The sequence below is a fragment of the Streptomyces sp. NPDC021622 genome (assembly GCF_040640795.1).
Taxonomy (GTDB): Bacteria; Actinomycetota; Actinomycetes; order Streptomycetales; family Streptomycetaceae; genus Streptomyces.
Genome location: NZ_JBFACK010000008.1, coordinates 130,503 through 145,293 on the forward strand (window position 1 = coordinate 130,503; position 14,791 = coordinate 145,293).

Here is a 14,791-nt window from a genome sequence, read left to right on the forward strand (position 1 = left end):
TGACGGGGCCGCTCCGGGCGCAATCCGGGCGGCCCCCTGGCGTTGTCAGGCGGCGTCGCGCAGGGCGGCGGCGGGCTGTTCGTCGGCGCGCTGTTGGCGCTCCAGACGGCGGCAAATCAGCTCGACCTCGGGGGCGAGACGCCCCGCGGCGCGGTCGGCATCCCGACGGGCGCGGGCCTGGTCGAGGACGGCACGGGCGTTGGCGAATGCCCGCTCGCGGGAGATCACGGCGCTACTCATGCGGCATCTCGCTTGATCAACTGCCGGGCGGAAACGCCGTAGTGGTGCTCCACCGCGGCGGCCAGAGAGGCCGAGGGAGCGGTGTGGCCGTGCCACAAACGCCACGCAGTGTTACGTGCAACCTTCAACCGACGTGCGGTGTCTGACGGGTTGCGGTCGCCCTGGCCGACAGCAGCGGCGACAAAAGAAGTGCGGTCGTACATGCGTCGTCCTTCCACGGGTGGACCGTTCCGTCCACGAGTGGAACGTTAACATGATGATCGAGCGCATGCGCCACACGAGATGTCGGAAATTCACAGAAGCCCCACGCTTGACGCACGGTGTAGGATTGCGGACACTCGGTAACTCGAACGACAGTTCGAACTGTTTCCGCAGGTGAGGGGGGAGATATGGGAAGCCGCAGGCGAGATCTAGCCTTGCCACTTGTCCGCCATGGCTCGCATGGTCCACGCGCGGTATGTTCCATCCATGGAACGAACGAACCCGGACGCGCCCCAGCACTTCGCCCGCTGGCTCCGAGACCAGCTAGACCGCCGCGGGTACGACCTACGACCTAGGGGCGGCGGACAGACCAAGTTCGCCGAAGACTCAGGAATCGGCCGCGCCACGATCAGCCGCATCCTGGCTGGCAACGGCGCCACAGACACCGGCGTACTCGCCACCCTCGCCGCAGCCCTGCAAGTGCCCCTCAGCGAGGTACTGGTCATCGCCGGAATCCTCGACGCGGACGAACTTCACGCCGTCCGCAACCCCGAACGCGGCGCCGGCCACCTCACACCCGAGCAGGCCGCCGACGAACTCGGTATCGAAGATCCCCAATCCCGGGCTCTCTTCATCTCCATGACACAGACCCTGCAACGCACCCCGGACCCCCACAACGGAGGTGACCGCGCAGCAGAGCGCTAACCGCACGGAGGCACAGTGAACAGCCGGTACATGCCCACCCTCGCCCTCATCCTGCTCGGAACAGGGCTCGCCGCAGGTGTCCTCGGCCTACTCGGCCAGAACATCGACGTCTTCCGGTGCGGCATCTTCGTAACCGTCACCTCACTGCCTCTGCTCATCCTCCGCACCCTGCGCGACTCCCAAAACGTCAGCGCCCACCAACTCGCCGACGCCGACAACGCCGGATACCGCCGCGCCCTGGACCACGTCGCCCGCGGCCTGCTCGACCAGCACACCGCGCCCACCCCCCAAGGGGGCGACCGCGCCACCGCCGAGCAGGTAGCGGGCAACGTGATCCACATCCGCCCGCTTCCGTACAGCCGACAGGAACGGAAAGCGCTGTGACCTCACCGCAGATACCTGCGACGTTCCGCAGCCCAGACGGCGAGCTTGAGCCCTGGTTGGGATACATCCGCGTGTCTACGTGGAAGGAGGAGAAGATCAGCCCGGAACTGCAAGAAGCCGCCTTACGCCAGTGGGCCGCTCGCACCGGGCGGCGCCTCCTCGAACCGCTGATCACGGACCTCGACATGACTGGCCGCAACTTCAAACGCAAGATCATGGGAGCCATCAAGCGCGTCGAGCAAGGCGAGGCACGCGGCATAGCCGTCTGGAAGTACTCGCGATTCGGACGCAGCCGCGACGGTGTCGCCCTCAACCTAAAGCGCCTGGAAGACGCAAGCGGTCAGCTCGAATCCGCCACAGAAGAGGCCGACGCCCGAACAGCCACAGGCAGACTCCAGCGGGGCATCCTGTTCGAGTTCGCCGCCTACGAATCAGACGTACGCGGTGAGCAGTGGAAGGAGACCCACGACCACCGCCGCTACAAACTCCGACTGCCAGCCACAGGGCGCCCTCGATTCGGCTACCTCTGGCACCCCCGCCGCGTCCCAGACGGCCGCGGCGGCTGGACCGTCCAAGAAGAGCGCTACACCGCCGACAAGATCACCGGCCCAGTCATGGCCGACAGATACCGCCAGTACATCGACGGCGACCCCTTTTACGGCCTGGTCGCCGATCTCAACTCCGCCGGGTACCGCACTGTCCGCGGCGGCCTGTGGTCAGAACAGACCCTCATCCGGTACATGGACTCCGGATTCAGCGCGGCCCTGCTCCGAGTGCACAATCCGCAATGCCACTGCGCAACTGAAACCCGAGGCAACTGCCAAAACGCTCTGTTCATTCCCGGAGCGCAAGAGAACCTGATCGACGACGAACTGTGGCAGCTCTACCGCGAGCGACGCGAAGCCGTACGCGCTACCGCGCCACGCGCCCGGCGGGCGACCTACACGCTGACCGGGCTCCCACGCTGCGGCGGATGTAGAGGCACTACACCTGCCAACTCAGCAGTGCGCAAACTCGACGGTGAAGATGTCACCATCCCCGGTTACTCCTACGCATGCGGACGGCGGGGCGTCACCGCCACGCACGGATGCGAGGGCGTTTGGATCAAGCGAGAAGATGCCGAACGAGAGGTGTTTGAGTGGCTGACCAATGAGGCAGCCCCAGGTATCGACGCAGCACCGTCCACACCGGTGCTACCCAAGCAGCAAGACCCCCGAGTCGACGCAGCGCGCGACCGAGCCCGATTGCAAGAGGAGCTGGGCAGGTATGACACCGCGTTGGTGAACCTTCGGACGCAGCGAGCCATGGACCCGGACGAATTCAAGCCCGGCGAGTACGAGCAGGCACGGGACCGAATTCGGAAGCAGCAGGCCACTACGACGGCCGCGCTTGAGCGGGTCGCGGCGGTCGTAACCACACCGCATCGCGCCGACTATGAGTCGCTGATCATCGGCACCGTCGAGGAATGGCCAACGCTCACCGTGAGGGAGAAGAACGCGCTGCTCAAGCAGCTCGTACGACGCGTCGTATTCATCCGGGGCGTCGAGGGCGTCACGGTGAAGGTGCATCCGGTGTGGGAGCCTGACCCCTGGCCCAAGGGTGAAGAGGCCGAGAAAGGCATGAAGGGGTTAGGCGAGGGTTTTGTACACAGTGACCAGCGTGAATGTGAACGGGCTGCGCGCCGCCGCGAAGAAGGGCTTCGTCGAGTGGCTCGCCGGTACCTCGGCCGACGTGCTCTGCCTGCAGGAGGTGCGCGCCGAGCCGCAGCAGCTGCCGGACGAGGTGCGGGACCCCGAGGGCTGGCATGTCGTGCACGCGCCGGCCGCCGCCAAGGGGCGCGCGGGTGTCTCCCTCTATACGCGCCGTGAGCCGGAGCGGGTGCAGATCGGATTCGGGTCGCAGGAGTTCGACGGCAGCGGGCGGTACGTCGAGGCCGATCTGCCCGGGGTCACGGTCGCGAGCCTGTATCTGCCCTCCGGCGAGGTCGGCACGGAGCGGCAGGACGAGAAGATCCGCTTCATGGGGGAGTTCCTCACGTATCTGAAGGGGCTGAAGGCGCGGGCCGCCGCCGAAGGGCGCCAGGTCGTCGTCTGCGGCGACTGGAACATCGCGCACCAGGAGGCCGACCTCAAGAACTGGAAGGGCAACAAGAAGAACTCGGGCTTCCTGCCCGAGGAGCGTGCCTGGCTCGGTGAGGTCTTCGACGCGGAGTCCGGCGGCTATGTCGACGTCGTCCGCGCGCTGCACCCGGATGTCGAGGGGCCGTACTCGTGGTGGTCGTACCGGGGGCGGGCCTTCGACAATGACACAGGGTGGAGGATCGATCTCGTCGCCGCGACCCCCGGGCTCGCCGACCGTGCGGTCAAGGGGTTCGTGGAGCGGGCGGCCAGTCACGAGGAACGGTGGTCGGATCACGCTCCCGTGACGGTCGTCTTCGAGATGTGAGAGAGCATGCGGGGCGCTCCGGTCGATTCGGCACCGCCCCGCTCGGGCTCAGCCTTCCCGCGGTGGGCGTTCCTCGAGAGTGAAGGTCAGGCGGGACGAGGCCGGCCCGGCCAGCCTGGTCCTGTCGCCGCCGCGGCGGCCTTTCGCGACGGTGACGCGAACGCCGTGGCTCAGGAGCTGCTCGCGCGTCACGTTGCCGCTCGTCGCTGTCATCCGACTGAAACGGTTGGTCGCATAGGCATCGAGCCAGTCCGAACGCATTGCCGCGGGTGCGGGACAGGTTTCGGCTCGGGAGGCCGCGCGGCATACGTAGTCGCCGTGCGGGGAGTCCTTTCGCGCTGCGAAGTACATGCGCCCGCCGCATCCGGCGCAGTGCGCGACGCCCGTGAGCAGAGCGGTTGACCGGGTCCTGGTGTGACTGCCCCGGGAACGTGTGCGGAGCAGGCTCTGCAGTGCGTCGAAATCGCCCTCACCGAGCAAGGGCGGGCCGATGAGAACGGGAGCGCCTTCGGCGTCGCGTACGGTCTCCCCTCGGTGTACGCGGTGCCCCATCAGCGAGGGGCTGCGCAGTACTTTGCAGAGAGTGCTGGACGTCCAGCGGAACCTGTCGAAGTCGCGACCGTGCCGCCGCCCGCCCGTCGGGCGGCCCTGCAGTTGCGCGTGCCGGTCGCGCGGCACCAGGACACCCGCCTCGTTGAGTTTGCGTGCGATCGCGACCAGGGACAGACCCGCGTGCGCATCTTCCACGATCATGCGAACGAGACCGGCGGTCTCGGGGTCGGGGGCCAGTTGCCACCCGCTGCCCGATGAGTGCGGTGCCTTGCGGTAGCCGAAGGGGACTAGGCCACCTCCGTAACGACCGGCAGCGCGCAGTGCTTCGTGGCTTCCGGTGAGGCGAGTGGAGATGGTGAGGGTCTCCTGCTCCGCGATGTACGCCAGGTCCAGGCATCGACGGATGGTGGAGCCGTCCGCCTGTGGCGTCACGACAAGGGGGTGGTCCGCTTCGGCGTTCGCGAATACGAGTGTCCGGGCGTGCCGCTGACTCCAACTGAGCAACTCGGTCATGTGCGTCACGGAACGCACGGCGCGGTCGACGTGTGACCAGACGACGGCGTCGTACTCGGCGGGGCGGCTGAGCCAGGCCGACAGGGAAGGACGCTCGAACGGCGACGTTCTGCGGGCCGAGACGCCGAAGTCCACGGCTTCGGCGGCCAGGGTGAGGCCCAACTGCTCGGCGCTGAGCCGAATCGCCGTGCGCTGCCGCTCGGGGGATGTGGTGACACTCGTGAGGCAGCTGAGACGCAAGGCGGCGATGGCTCGCGGCTGTTCGGTGACGGGCGGGGAGGGCAATGCCTCCCGCGCTGGTGGAAGGCTACGCTCGGGCATGTCGACGCTCCAGAGGTGTCGGCCGTGCCCCGGGGCTGGTGAGACAGCCGCCGGGGTCTTCTCGGTCTCACCTTCGGATTGCGAAAGTGCTTGCGTCCGCCGATCTCTGGAACATGCCTCGATGGGGTGAATGCCCGTACAGGTGCAGGGTGTTGAGCCCCCGGGTGTGCGAGGGCGCTGAACCGCTACCGCCCCCGGGCCTCCTCGTCCGCCGACCCCCCCGCCCCCACGAGCCCCGTCGAAACACTCCCCAGCCGCGGCTCAAAGCGCCGCATCTCCCGCTGCCCGACAGAGCCGATCACCGCCGGCAGATACCCACGGATGCCCTGCATGCCCCGCAGCCACCACTGCGCGTACACATGGCTGGAGCGCCGCTCGATCCCGGCGACGATCCGGTCGACGGCAGGCCCCAGCGGGTACGTCTTGTTGGACGGCCACGGCAGCCGCTGCCGCAACTCCCGCATCACGTCGTCCTGATCGGCCCCCCGCACCATGTCCGTGTCCGTCCAGGACAGATAACCGACGCCCACCTTCACGCCCTTGTACCCGACCTCCGCCCGCAGCGAATGCGCATACGCCTCGACTCCCGACTTCGACGCGCAGTACGCCGTCATCATCGGCGCCGGCGTGATCGCAGCCAGCGAGGCGATCTGCAGCAGATAGCCCCGGCTCTCCATCAGGACGGGCAGGAACGCACGCCCCGTCACCGCGCTCCCGATGAGATTGACTTCGATCACGCGACGCCACGCGTCGGGGTCGGACCCGACGAACGGTCCGCCGCTCGCGACCCCCGCGTTGGCGACGACGATGTCGACCTTCCCGAACCGCTCCTTGACCTCCCCGGCCACCCGCGCCATCGCGACGTGGTCCGTCACATCCACGTGCCACGCCTCGGCCTCGGTGTGCAGCCGCCCCGCGACCTGCTTCAGCTCGTCCGGCTCGAGGCCGACAAGGGCGATCTTCGCGCCCCGCGCCGACAGCTTGCGGGCGAGCAGTTCACCCACGCCCCGCGCCGCTCCCGTGACGACCGCGACCTGTCCCTCCAGGCTGACCTTGCTCATGCGCTGCTCCCCTCGATCTCGATCGCGATCTCGGCCCCGGTCCCGGCCCCGGCCTCGACCCCGGTCCCGACCTGCGGCTCGTCCACCTGCACCACGTACGTCTCCACAAGTTCCCGTATCCGCGCCGTCACCGCCTCCGGCGCCTCGATCGGCGTCATATGGCCTATCCCCGCCAGCTCGGTCAGCCCGAGCGAGTCCGGCAGCATCGCCGCGATACGCCGCGCGTGCGCGACCGGCGTCAGACGGTCGGACGTGCCCGCGATGACGGCGGTGGGCGCCGTCAACTCAAGGATCCCCGCGTCTAGTTGCAGCTCGGCTAGCACATGCGACCAGCGGTAGCGCACGACCCGCGGGCAGGCGTGCACGATCCGCGCGCACGCGTCCACCCGGTCCGGCGACGAACCGGCGCCCATCGTGGCGTACTTGAGGATCCGCCGGGCCATCCCGGTGACAGGACCGAGCGGCGCCTTCGCCCCGAGCACCGACCGCGTCACCCGCGTCCGCACCCGCCCGGCCCTCATCGGCACCACCGTCGACTCGGCGACGAGCCGCGAACTGCCGGTGCTGCACAGCAGAACGGCCCCCGCGTGCTCCCGGAACCCGGGCCGCGTACTGGCGGCCATCATCGTCATGCCGCCCATGGAGTGCCCGGCGAGCAGCGCCCGCTCCCCCGGTTCCAGCGTCGCCGCGAGCACCGCCTCCAGGTCGTCGGCGAGCGCCGTCGTGCTGTACCCCTCCAGGCCGGCCGGCGCGGCACTGCGCCCGTGTCCCCGCTGGTCGTACGCGATCACCCGGTGGTCGACCGCCAGGTCACGTATCTGCGCCGCCCAGAAGGCGGTCGAGCAGGTCCACCCGTGCGCGAGCACCACGGCGGGCGCACTGTCGGGCCCGTGCACCTCGACGTGCAGCCGCGCGCCGTCCGCCGACACGGCGGTCAGTTCCCGCGCCGCGGGAGGCGGCGCGAACGGCCCGCTCGTCACATGCGTGAGTCGGCTCATGCCCCGGCCACCTCGACCTTCTTGCTCGTACGCGCCTTGCCCTCGCCCTTGCCCTCGCCCTTGCCCTCGCCCTTGCCCTCGCCCTTGCCCTCGCCCTTGCCCGTCGCCGTCCCCGTACGCGGCTCCGGCACCGCGTCCGCCCTGGGCAGCCGCAGCACCTCGTACTCCGCGAGATCCACCTGCCGCGTGGCATTGCGGAACTCGGTCGTCGTCCCCGGCCAGATCGTCGTGTTCACGCCGTTCGCGTCGAGGTACCAGCTGTTGCAGCCGCCGGTGTTCCACACGGTGCGCTCCATCCGCCGCTGCACCTTGTCGTTCCAGGCCTGCACGGCGCCGGTCCGCGCGGCGAGCGCGGCGCGGCCTCCGGGACCAGAGGAAGAAAGCAGAGTCAACTGCCGCATGTAGTCGGCGAGATAGTTCAGCTGGGACTCGATCATCAGGATCATCGAGGAGTTCCCGAGACCGGTGTTCGGGCCGATGATCGTCATGAAGTTGGGGAATCCCGCCGCGGTCGCGCCGCGCAGCGACTTCATCCCGTCCTTCCAGGACTCCATCATCGTCCCGCCGTCGGCGCCGACCACGCGGTCGGCGATCGGCATGTCCGTCACATGGAATCCCGTACCGAAGATGATCGCGTCGACCTCGGCCTCGGTGCCGTCGGCGGCGACGACGGTGTTGCCGCGCACCTCGCTCAGACCGCTGGCGACGACGTCGACGTTGGGCCGTGCGAGCGCCGGGTAGTACGTGTTGGACAGCAGGATCCGCTTGCAGCCGATGCGGTACGTCGGTGTCAGCCTGGCCCGCAGCTCCGGGTCCTTGATCGCCCGGCGGATGTTCCGCTTGGCGAGCTGCTCGACCGCGCCGAGCTCGTTCGGCCGCTTGGTGAACGCCTGGACCTGCAGCTCCCTGATCCCCCACAGGATGCCGCGCCTGGCGTGCGTGGTGAACGGCAGCTGGCGGTGCAGCCAGCGCTCGGCGCCGGTGATGGCGCGGTCCATGCGCGGCATCACCCACGGCGGGGTGCGCTGGAAGAGGGTCAGCCTGCCGACCTCGCGCTGGATGGCGGGCACGATCTGGATGGCGGACGCGCCGGTGCCGACCATCGCGACGCGCTTGCCGCGCAGGTCGTAGTCGTGGTCCCAGCGCGCGGAGTGGAAGACCTTGCCCTCGAAGGTGTCGAGGCCGGGGATGTCCGGCAGCTTGGGGTCGGAGAGCGGCCCGGTGGCGGAGACGACGACGTCGGCGGTGAGCGTCCCGTTGCTGGTCTCGATCACCCACCAAAGCTGTTCGGCATCCCAACGGAGCAGCTCCACCTCGGTGTTGAGGCGGATGTGCGAGCGCAGCCGGAAGGTGTCGGCGACCCGTTCCAGGTATTCCCAGATGTGCTCCTGGCCGGAGAAGGTCCGCGGCCAGTCGGGGTTGGGAGCGAAGGAGAACGAGTACAGATGCGAGGGCACGTCGCACGCGCAGCCCGGATAGCTGTTGTCCCGCCAGGTGCCGCCGACCGCGCCGGCCCGCTCCAGGACGACGAAGTCGGTGATGCCCTCGCGGCGCAGCCGGACGGCCGCGCCCAGGCCGCCGAAGCCGGACCCGATGACCGCCACCCTCACATGCTCGTGTTCGCGCTCCCGCGCGCGCTCGTGCTCGGCCATGCCGCCGCCTCCCGAACTGCCGCTGACTCTGCCAGTGACCACTGGCGCAATGGGGAGACTAGAACAGTGACGTACTCATGGGTAGGGGTTGGACGGGAGGAGTTACCGCCGGTAGAACACCCGCCCGATCCACACGGCATAGGCTGCTGCCGTGGCAGAGACACGCGAGTACCGCATGGAGGAGCTGGCCAGGGCGGCCGGCATCACAGTGCGCACCGTGCGCTTCTACCGTGAGCGCGGCCTTATCCCACCGCCCCGCCGCGAGGGCCGTATCGCCTGGTACGACGACCACCACCTGGCCAGGCTCCGCACGATCGCAGCACTCCTGGACCGCGGCCACACCCTGAGCGGCATCGCGGAACTGGCGGAGGCCTTCGAGAACGGCCGCGACGTCGGCGAACTCCTCGGCATGGGCGCCCCCACCGAGGAGACCCCGGTCCGCCTCACCCCCGAGGATCTGGCCGACCACTTCGCCGGCGAAGTCACCCCCGAGAACCTGGCCGCGGCCCTGGACCTCGGCTATCTGGCCACCGACGGCGACGAACTCGTGCACGTCAGCCGCCGCCTCCTGGACGTGTCATCGGCCCTGGTCCGCGAGGGCATCCCGCTGGCCACGGTCCTGGAGGCGGGCCAGCGGGTACGCGAACACGCGGACGCGCTCGCGGAGTTGTTCGTGACGATCATCCGCGACAACACACCGCCCGAGGCGGGCGACAAGAACATCGACCGGTTGCGCCCGCTGGCGAAGAGCGTGGTGGAGGCGGAACTGTCGATGGCCATGGACCGCCGCCTGGCCTCAGAGAAGCCGGACTGACACCAGCCCACTTGCCTACCGCGGCAGGAACCAACGCGCCTTGTAAATACCGCCGTTGACCAAGGTGTACGAACTCGAAGGCTGATGCACAGTCACCTTCGTCGTCCACCACGTCTCCCCGAGCCCGCTCTCGGGGACGGTGCTGACGACCTGCCCGGTCCGCGGATCATCGCCGACCCCCTTCACCGACTTCCGGGCGATCTCCGCGGCCCCCGGAAAGTCCTGCACAAAGGCCCGCCCGGCGATGTCGTACTGAAAGACGGACGCGTTCGTCGTCACCCAGAGCCGCCCCGGCCGCCCTGCCACGGGGAACAGATCATGCCCGCCCGGCGTCTTCCCCGGCGTACCCACCGGAAGTCCGACCGTCAGCTGCCGCGTCAGCGTGGGCCTGGACCGCGTCCCGCCCACGGCATACGTCACCAACTCGTCGTCCCCGATGGCCCACAGCACCTCACGCGCACCGTCCCAGTGCAGCCCGTGCGCGCCCTTGAGCTCCGCCTCGGCGTACCGCGAGGCCCGCGGGCCCTGCGACGCCGCGTACAGCCGCACCAGTGCCCCCGTGCTGCACGCCACCGCGACATTGCCGTCCGGCAGGATCTCCGCGCTGTGCGGATTGAAGAGATCGTCGCCGGGGCCGATCGCCGTGCCCCAGTAGCGGCGCCCCGAGGGGTAGTCGACGACGGCGATGAACCCGAAGGACGCGGTCGTCAGGACGTAGGTGCGCCCGCCCACGCGCCGTACCTTCGACTCGCTCGGATACACCCAACTGGCGTCGGGCCGCAGGTCCTTGTAGTGCGCGTCACCCAGCGGCGAGAACGCCCACAGCACGGAAGACGGATCGGTGGCCGGGTCCCAGACCTGCCGCTTCGGGTCGAGCACGAGGATCCGCCTGCTCGCCTGCTCGGTCAGCAGGACGGGCGGCGTGCCTCTGGGCGCGTCGCCCCCATCGGCCGTGACGGCGGCCCCCGTGTCCACCCCGAGGCCGACACCGATCCCGGCACCCACGGCACCTAGCAGCACACCCCGACGAGACGGCATCCCGGACATGAAGTCCCCCACGTGACGGAAAGTTGGGCCGTTGCCGCGCCATTGTCAGGTACGTGCCCCGTATTCCGCCATGCCGCGTCACGTGTCGCGGCACATGGCGTACGCGGCAGGGCCCACCCGGTGCCTCCGGGTGGGCCCTGCCGTTCAAGCGTCCGCAGCGTCAGGCGTCGTAGTCCTGGTTGAACTTGTCCTGTTGCTCCTGCGCCGCCCGCTGCGTCTCGTCAAGGTCCTGCTGGCCGCGCTCCCTCGACTGCTCCCGCGCCTGCGACGCTCGCTCGCTCGCCTCGTCCTGCTCGCCTCCCATGGCGCCCTTCGCCTTGTCGGCGAGGTCCTGAGCCTTGTCCTGGAACTGGTCCTTGATGCCCATGCGGTTCACTCCTAGAGGGTGAGGTTGGAAGGGCCTCGACCAGACTGACACGGTGGAACATTGCACGCATTTCGATCAACAACGGACAGTGACCACACCGGAGAAGAGCCCCGCCAGCCCCGCTACTCCCGCGGCGGCAGCTTCGGACGGCGTCGGTCCGGCACGTCCTCGTAGCCCGGCGGAGTCGCCGCCGGCTGCCGGTCGAGGAGGTCGAGCGCGAGGCCGACCGCGTCGTCGAGCTGGGCGTGCCGCCCCTCCGCCCAGTCCAGGGGGGTGCGCAGGACGTCCAGGTCCGGCTCGACGCCGTGGTTCTCCACGGACCAGCCGTACGCGTCGAACCAGCCCGCGTTCATCGGCACCGTGATGACCGTCCCGTCACCGAGCCGGTGCCGCCCGGTCATGCCCACCACACCGCCCCAGGTGCGCTGCCCCACCACGGGGCCGAGGCCGAGCAGCTTGAACGCCGCCGTGATCATGTCGCCGTCGGAGGATGTCGCTTCGTCGGCCAGGGCCACCACGGGGCCGCGCGGCGCGTTCGACGCGTACGACACCGGCTGGGCGTTCCGCGTCAGGTCCCAGCCCAGGATCTTGCGTGTCAGATTCTCGATGACCAGTTCGCTGATGTGGCCGCCCGCGTTGCCGCGTACGTCCACGATCAGGGCGGGCCGGGACACCTCCAGGCGCAGGTCCCTGTTGAACTGTGCCCAGCCTGAGCCGCCCATGTCGGGGATGTGCAGATAGCCGCACTTGCCGCCGCTCAACTCCCGTACGACTTCGCGCCGTTTGGCCACCCAGTCCTGGTAGCGCAGGGGCCGTTCGTTGACCAGCGGGACGATCGCGACGCGCCGCGCGCGCCCCTCGCCCTCCGCCGGCTGGAACGTCAGCTCCACGGTCGTGCCGCCCGCGGCCGCGAGCAGCGGCCAGGGCCCGGCGACCGGGTCGACCGGGCGGCCGTCGATGTGCGTGAGGACGGCGCCCGCGCGGATCCCCGCACCGGCCAGCGGCGAGCGCGCCTTGGAGTCGGACGAGTCGCCGGGCAGGATCCGCTTGACCGTCCAACTGCCGTCCCGGCAGACCAGATTGGCGCCCAGCAGGCCCATCGCGCGCTGATAGTGCGGCGGCCCCTCGTTGCGGCGCGCCGCGGTGACGTACGCGTGAGAAGTGCCCAGCTCGCCAAGGACCTCGCGGAGCAGATCGGCGAACTCGTCGGGCGACGCCACGCGTTGGACGAGGGGGCGGTATTGCGCGAGCACCCCGTCCCAGTCGATCCCGCACATGTCCGGCTCCCAGAAGTAGGAGCGGATGATGCGGCCCGCCTCGTCGTAGGCCTGGCGCCACTCGGCGGGCGGGTCGACCTCGTGCAGGATGCGGCGCAGGTCGATCCAGACGGTGGTGTCGCTGTCCCCGGATTCGGTGGAGGGCACGGCGCTGAGGTCGCCCTCGTCGACCACGACGAGACGCGTTCCGTCGGCGCTGACCGCGAACCAGTCGAGATGCTCGACGAGTTGGGACTTCTTGGCCTTGGAGATGTTGAAGTATTCGAGGGTGGGGCGCCCCGAGGTGTCGGCCGGGTTGGCGAAGGTCTCGCCGAGCGCACCCGAGATCGGCCAGCGTAGCCAGACGAGGCCGCCGCCGCTGACGGGCTGGAGCGCGGAGTACTTGGATGCCGTGACGGGGAACGGCGTGACCCTGTTCTCCAGGCCCTCGACCTCCACGGTGGTGGTGCCCTCCCCCTCGCCTTCCTCGGCCGGGTCGAGCCCGCCCGCGGCGGGACGGCCGTCGGGGGAGAGCGCGAAGGGGGACGGGGTCGCCGACGACAGCGGGACGAGGTAGGGGCGGCAGCCGAGCGGGAAGGAGAGGTCGCCGGTGTGCACGTCGTAGACGGGGTCGAAGCCGCGCCAGGAGAGGAATGCGAGATAGCGGCCGTCGCGCGTGAAGACGGGGTTCTCGTCCTCGAAGCGGCCGTTGGTGACGTCGACGATCGCGCGGGCGCCCGGACCTTCGATACGGGCCATCTTGATCTGCCGCAGGGTGCGGCCGATGCCGGGGTGGGACCAGGTCAGCCAGGCGCCGTCGGGGGAGAAGGCGAGATCGCGCACGGGCCCGTTGACGGAGCGGATCAGCTCGGTGACCTCGCCGTTGGATTCCTCGGTGGCGTCAATGAGGAGGAGCCGCCCGTCGTTCGACGCGATGGCCAGCCGCTCCCCGTCCGGGTCGGACACCATCTCCTGGACGCGGCCGAGCTCCCCGCTCGCCAGCCTGCGCGGCTCGCGGTCGCCGCTGGCGCGCGGCAGATAGGCGATCTCGACGGCGTCCTCGCCATCGGCGTCGGTGACGTACGCGACCTGCCCGCCGGTGCCGAGCATCTCCGGGAGCCGGACGCGTACGCCGGGGGTGTCGATGATGGTGCGGGCGGGCCCGTCCCGGTGGGTGAGCCAGTACAGGCTGCCGCGTACGACGACGGCGCTGGCCCGGCCTGTCGTGTCCACGGAGAGCGCGTCGACGTTCTGCGCGGCCGGGACCTGGTAGACCCGCCGCCCGGTGCGCGGCCCGCCGAGCCGTACGTCCAGGCGGCGCGGCTCGGAGTCCGCCGAGAGGTCGTCGACCAGCCAGATGTCGCCCGCGCACTGGTAGACGACGCGGGTGCCGTCGCTGGACGCGTGCCGGGCGTAGAACGCGTCGTGGTCGGTGTGCCGCCGCAGGCCGGAGCCGTCGGGCAGGCAGGAGTAGAGGTTGCCCACGCCCTCGTGGTCGGAGAGGAAGGCGATCCGGCCCCCGACGAACATCGGGGTGTCGAGCTGCCCGTCGATGTCGGCGAGGATGTGCTCGCCGTGCATCCACATGCGGCCCGTCGCGCCGCCCCGGTAGCGCTTCCACGCGGCCGGTTCGTGCGGCGGCCGCCCGGTCAGGAGCAGCGTCTTGCGCTCGCCGTCGATGTCGGTGACCGCGATGTCGTGGACGGGCCCCCAGGGCAGCCGGCGGCCGGGCGAGCCGTCGGTCGGCACGCTGTAGGCCCAGCAGAAGTAGGAGAAGGGCTGGCCGTGCGAGGAGACGGCGAGGATGTCGCCGTCGGGGGACCAGCCGCAGACGCGGGTGTCGGTGCTCCCCCAATAGGTGAGTCTGCGCGAAGGACCGCCGTCCACCGGGGCGAGATGGATCTCCGGGTCGAGGCTGCGCCATGTCGTGTACGCGATGTGGCGGCCGTCCGGCGAGAAGCGCGGGTGGCTCACCTTGGTGCGGTCGGCGGTGACCCGCCAGGCGCGGCCGGCCGGGGCGCCGTCCGTGGCCAGTGGGGCCACCCAGAGGTCGTCCTCGGTCGCGAAACAGAGACGGTCGCCGCTGAGGTGCGGAAACCGCAGGTAGGCGGGGTCGGCATGGGTGTCGTCGCGCGCGTCGGTCACCTCACCATGCTTTTCCGGTGCGCAGGGCGCGGCAACTCGTACACGCGGCCCGGCGGAGGGCGCGCGTGACCCAGCACACGTACGAAACGG

13 protein-coding genes and 1 pseudogene are annotated in these 14,791 nt (G+C 69.8%); 5 read left to right on the top strand and 9 right to left on the bottom strand.

The window, feature by feature from the left end; all coding sequences use genetic code 11:
* Nucleotides 1-45: 45 nt before the first annotated feature.
* Nucleotides 46-240 carry a hypothetical protein gene (locus AB0G47_RS17905; RefSeq protein WP_360770340.1) on the bottom strand — a complete coding sequence of 65 codons (195 nt, stop codon included), beginning with the start codon at nt 238-240 and terminating at the stop codon, nt 46-48.
* Entirely contained in the window at nt 237-443 is a 207-nt protein-coding gene (locus AB0G47_RS17910) for a hypothetical protein (protein ID WP_360770342.1), read from the bottom strand. Before AB0G47_RS17910 ends, AB0G47_RS17905 begins: the two co-directional genes overlap by 4 nt.
* 265 nt (nt 444-708) lie before the next feature.
* On the opposite strand from AB0G47_RS17910, the gene AB0G47_RS17915 reads away from it, so the two are divergent.
* The 4 genes and pseudogenes from AB0G47_RS17915 (at nt 709) to AB0G47_RS17930 (ending at nt 3,975) form a co-directional block, all read left to right on the top strand.
* A complete protein-coding gene (locus tag AB0G47_RS17915) occupies nt 709-1,146 on the top strand; it encodes a helix-turn-helix domain-containing protein (protein ID WP_360770345.1) in 438 nt (145 codons plus the stop codon).
* 15 nt (nt 1,147-1,161) lie between these two features.
* A complete protein-coding gene (locus AB0G47_RS17920; RefSeq protein WP_360770348.1) occupies nt 1,162-1,530 on the top strand; it encodes a hypothetical protein in 369 nt (122 codons plus the stop codon).
* Between the two features lie 71 nt (nt 1,531-1,601).
* A pseudogene (locus tag AB0G47_RS17925) lies at nt 1,602-1,949 on the top strand (recombinase family protein); the annotation flags it as partial.
* Between the two features lie 1,222 nt (nt 1,950-3,171).
* Entirely contained in the window at nt 3,172-3,975 is an 804-nt protein-coding gene (locus tag AB0G47_RS17930) for an exodeoxyribonuclease III (protein WP_360770351.1), read from the top strand.
* A gap of 48 nt (nt 3,976-4,023) precedes the next feature.
* On the opposite strand, the gene AB0G47_RS17935 is transcribed toward AB0G47_RS17930, so the two are convergent.
* The 4 genes from AB0G47_RS17935 to AB0G47_RS17950 all read right to left on the bottom strand — a co-directional run bounded on the left by AB0G47_RS17935 (nt 4,024) and on the right by AB0G47_RS17950 (nt 9,072).
* A complete protein-coding gene (locus AB0G47_RS17935; protein WP_360770353.1) occupies nt 4,024-5,361 on the bottom strand; it encodes a recombinase family protein in 1,338 nt (445 codons plus the stop codon).
* Between the two features lie 185 nt (nt 5,362-5,546).
* Nucleotides 5,547-6,422: an SDR family oxidoreductase gene (locus AB0G47_RS17940; protein WP_360770355.1), complete on the bottom strand. Its 876-nt coding sequence runs from the start codon at nt 6,420-6,422 to the stop codon at nt 5,547-5,549.
* Nucleotides 6,419-7,420, bottom strand: coding sequence for an alpha/beta hydrolase (locus AB0G47_RS17945; protein ID WP_360770358.1), 1,002 nt, complete (start codon nt 7,418-7,420; stop codon nt 6,419-6,421). Before AB0G47_RS17945 ends, AB0G47_RS17940 begins: the two co-directional genes overlap by 4 nt.
* Nucleotides 7,417-9,072: an NAD(P)/FAD-dependent oxidoreductase gene (locus AB0G47_RS17950; RefSeq protein ID WP_360770360.1), complete on the bottom strand. Its 1,656-nt coding sequence runs from the start codon at nt 9,070-9,072 to the stop codon at nt 7,417-7,419. The genes AB0G47_RS17945 and AB0G47_RS17950 overlap by 4 nt, the downstream gene beginning before the upstream one ends.
* A gap of 175 nt (nt 9,073-9,247) precedes the next feature.
* On the opposite strand from AB0G47_RS17950, the gene AB0G47_RS17955 reads away from it, so the two are divergent.
* Complete coding sequence (locus AB0G47_RS17955) at nt 9,248-9,886, top strand: MerR family transcriptional regulator (RefSeq protein WP_360770843.1); 639 nt, start codon at nt 9,248-9,250, stop codon at nt 9,884-9,886.
* A 15-nt stretch (nt 9,887-9,901) separates the two neighbouring features.
* Here AB0G47_RS17955 and AB0G47_RS17960 read toward each other — a convergent pair whose 3' ends face one another.
* The 3 genes from AB0G47_RS17960 to AB0G47_RS17970 all read right to left on the bottom strand — a co-directional run bounded on the left by AB0G47_RS17960 (nt 9,902) and on the right by AB0G47_RS17970 (nt 14,701).
* Nucleotides 9,902-10,924 carry a DUF6528 family protein gene (locus tag AB0G47_RS17960; protein WP_360770363.1) on the bottom strand — a complete coding sequence of 341 codons (1,023 nt, stop codon included), beginning with the start codon at nt 10,922-10,924 and terminating at the stop codon, nt 9,902-9,904.
* 169 nt (nt 10,925-11,093) lie between these two features.
* Nucleotides 11,094-11,300: a hypothetical protein gene (locus AB0G47_RS17965; RefSeq protein WP_360770366.1), complete on the bottom strand. Its 207-nt coding sequence runs from the start codon at nt 11,298-11,300 to the stop codon at nt 11,094-11,096.
* Between the two features lie 122 nt (nt 11,301-11,422).
* A complete protein-coding gene (locus tag AB0G47_RS17970; protein WP_360770369.1) occupies nt 11,423-14,701 on the bottom strand; it encodes a S41 family peptidase in 3,279 nt (1,092 codons plus the stop codon).
* Nucleotides 14,702-14,791: the final 90 nt, after the last annotated feature.

Bases quoted from the DNA above. Each gene is read 5' to 3' on its own strand.
- AB0G47_RS17965 (WP_360770366.1), bottom strand. From the start codon at position 11,300: ATGGGCATCAAGGACCAGTTCCAGGACAAGGCTCAGGACCTCGCCGAC.
- AB0G47_RS17905 (WP_360770340.1), bottom strand. From the start codon at position 240: ATGAGTAGCGCCGTGATCTCCCGCGAGCGGGCATTCGCCAACGCCCGT.
- AB0G47_RS17960 (WP_360770363.1), bottom strand. From the start codon at position 10,924: ATGCCGTCTCGTCGGGGTGTGCTGCTAGGTGCCGTGGGTGCCGGGATC.
- AB0G47_RS17945 (WP_360770358.1), bottom strand. From the start codon at position 7,420: ATGAGCCGACTCACGCATGTGACGAGCGGGCCGTTCGCGCCGCCTCCC.
- AB0G47_RS17940 (WP_360770355.1), bottom strand. From the start codon at position 6,422: ATGAGCAAGGTCAGCCTGGAGGGACAGGTCGCGGTCGTCACGGGAGCG.
- AB0G47_RS17950 (WP_360770360.1), bottom strand. From the start codon at position 9,072: ATGGCCGAGCACGAGCGCGCGCGGGAGCGCGAACACGAGCATGTGAGG.
- AB0G47_RS17955 (WP_360770843.1), top strand. From the start codon at position 9,248: ATGGAGGAGCTGGCCAGGGCGGCCGGCATCACAGTGCGCACCGTGCGC.
- AB0G47_RS17915 (WP_360770345.1), top strand. From the start codon at position 709: ATGGAACGAACGAACCCGGACGCGCCCCAGCACTTCGCCCGCTGGCTC.
- AB0G47_RS17910 (WP_360770342.1), bottom strand. From the start codon at position 443: ATGTACGACCGCACTTCTTTTGTCGCCGCTGCTGTCGGCCAGGGCGAC.
- AB0G47_RS17935 (WP_360770353.1), bottom strand. From the start codon at position 5,361: ATGCCCGAGCGTAGCCTTCCACCAGCGCGGGAGGCATTGCCCTCCCCG.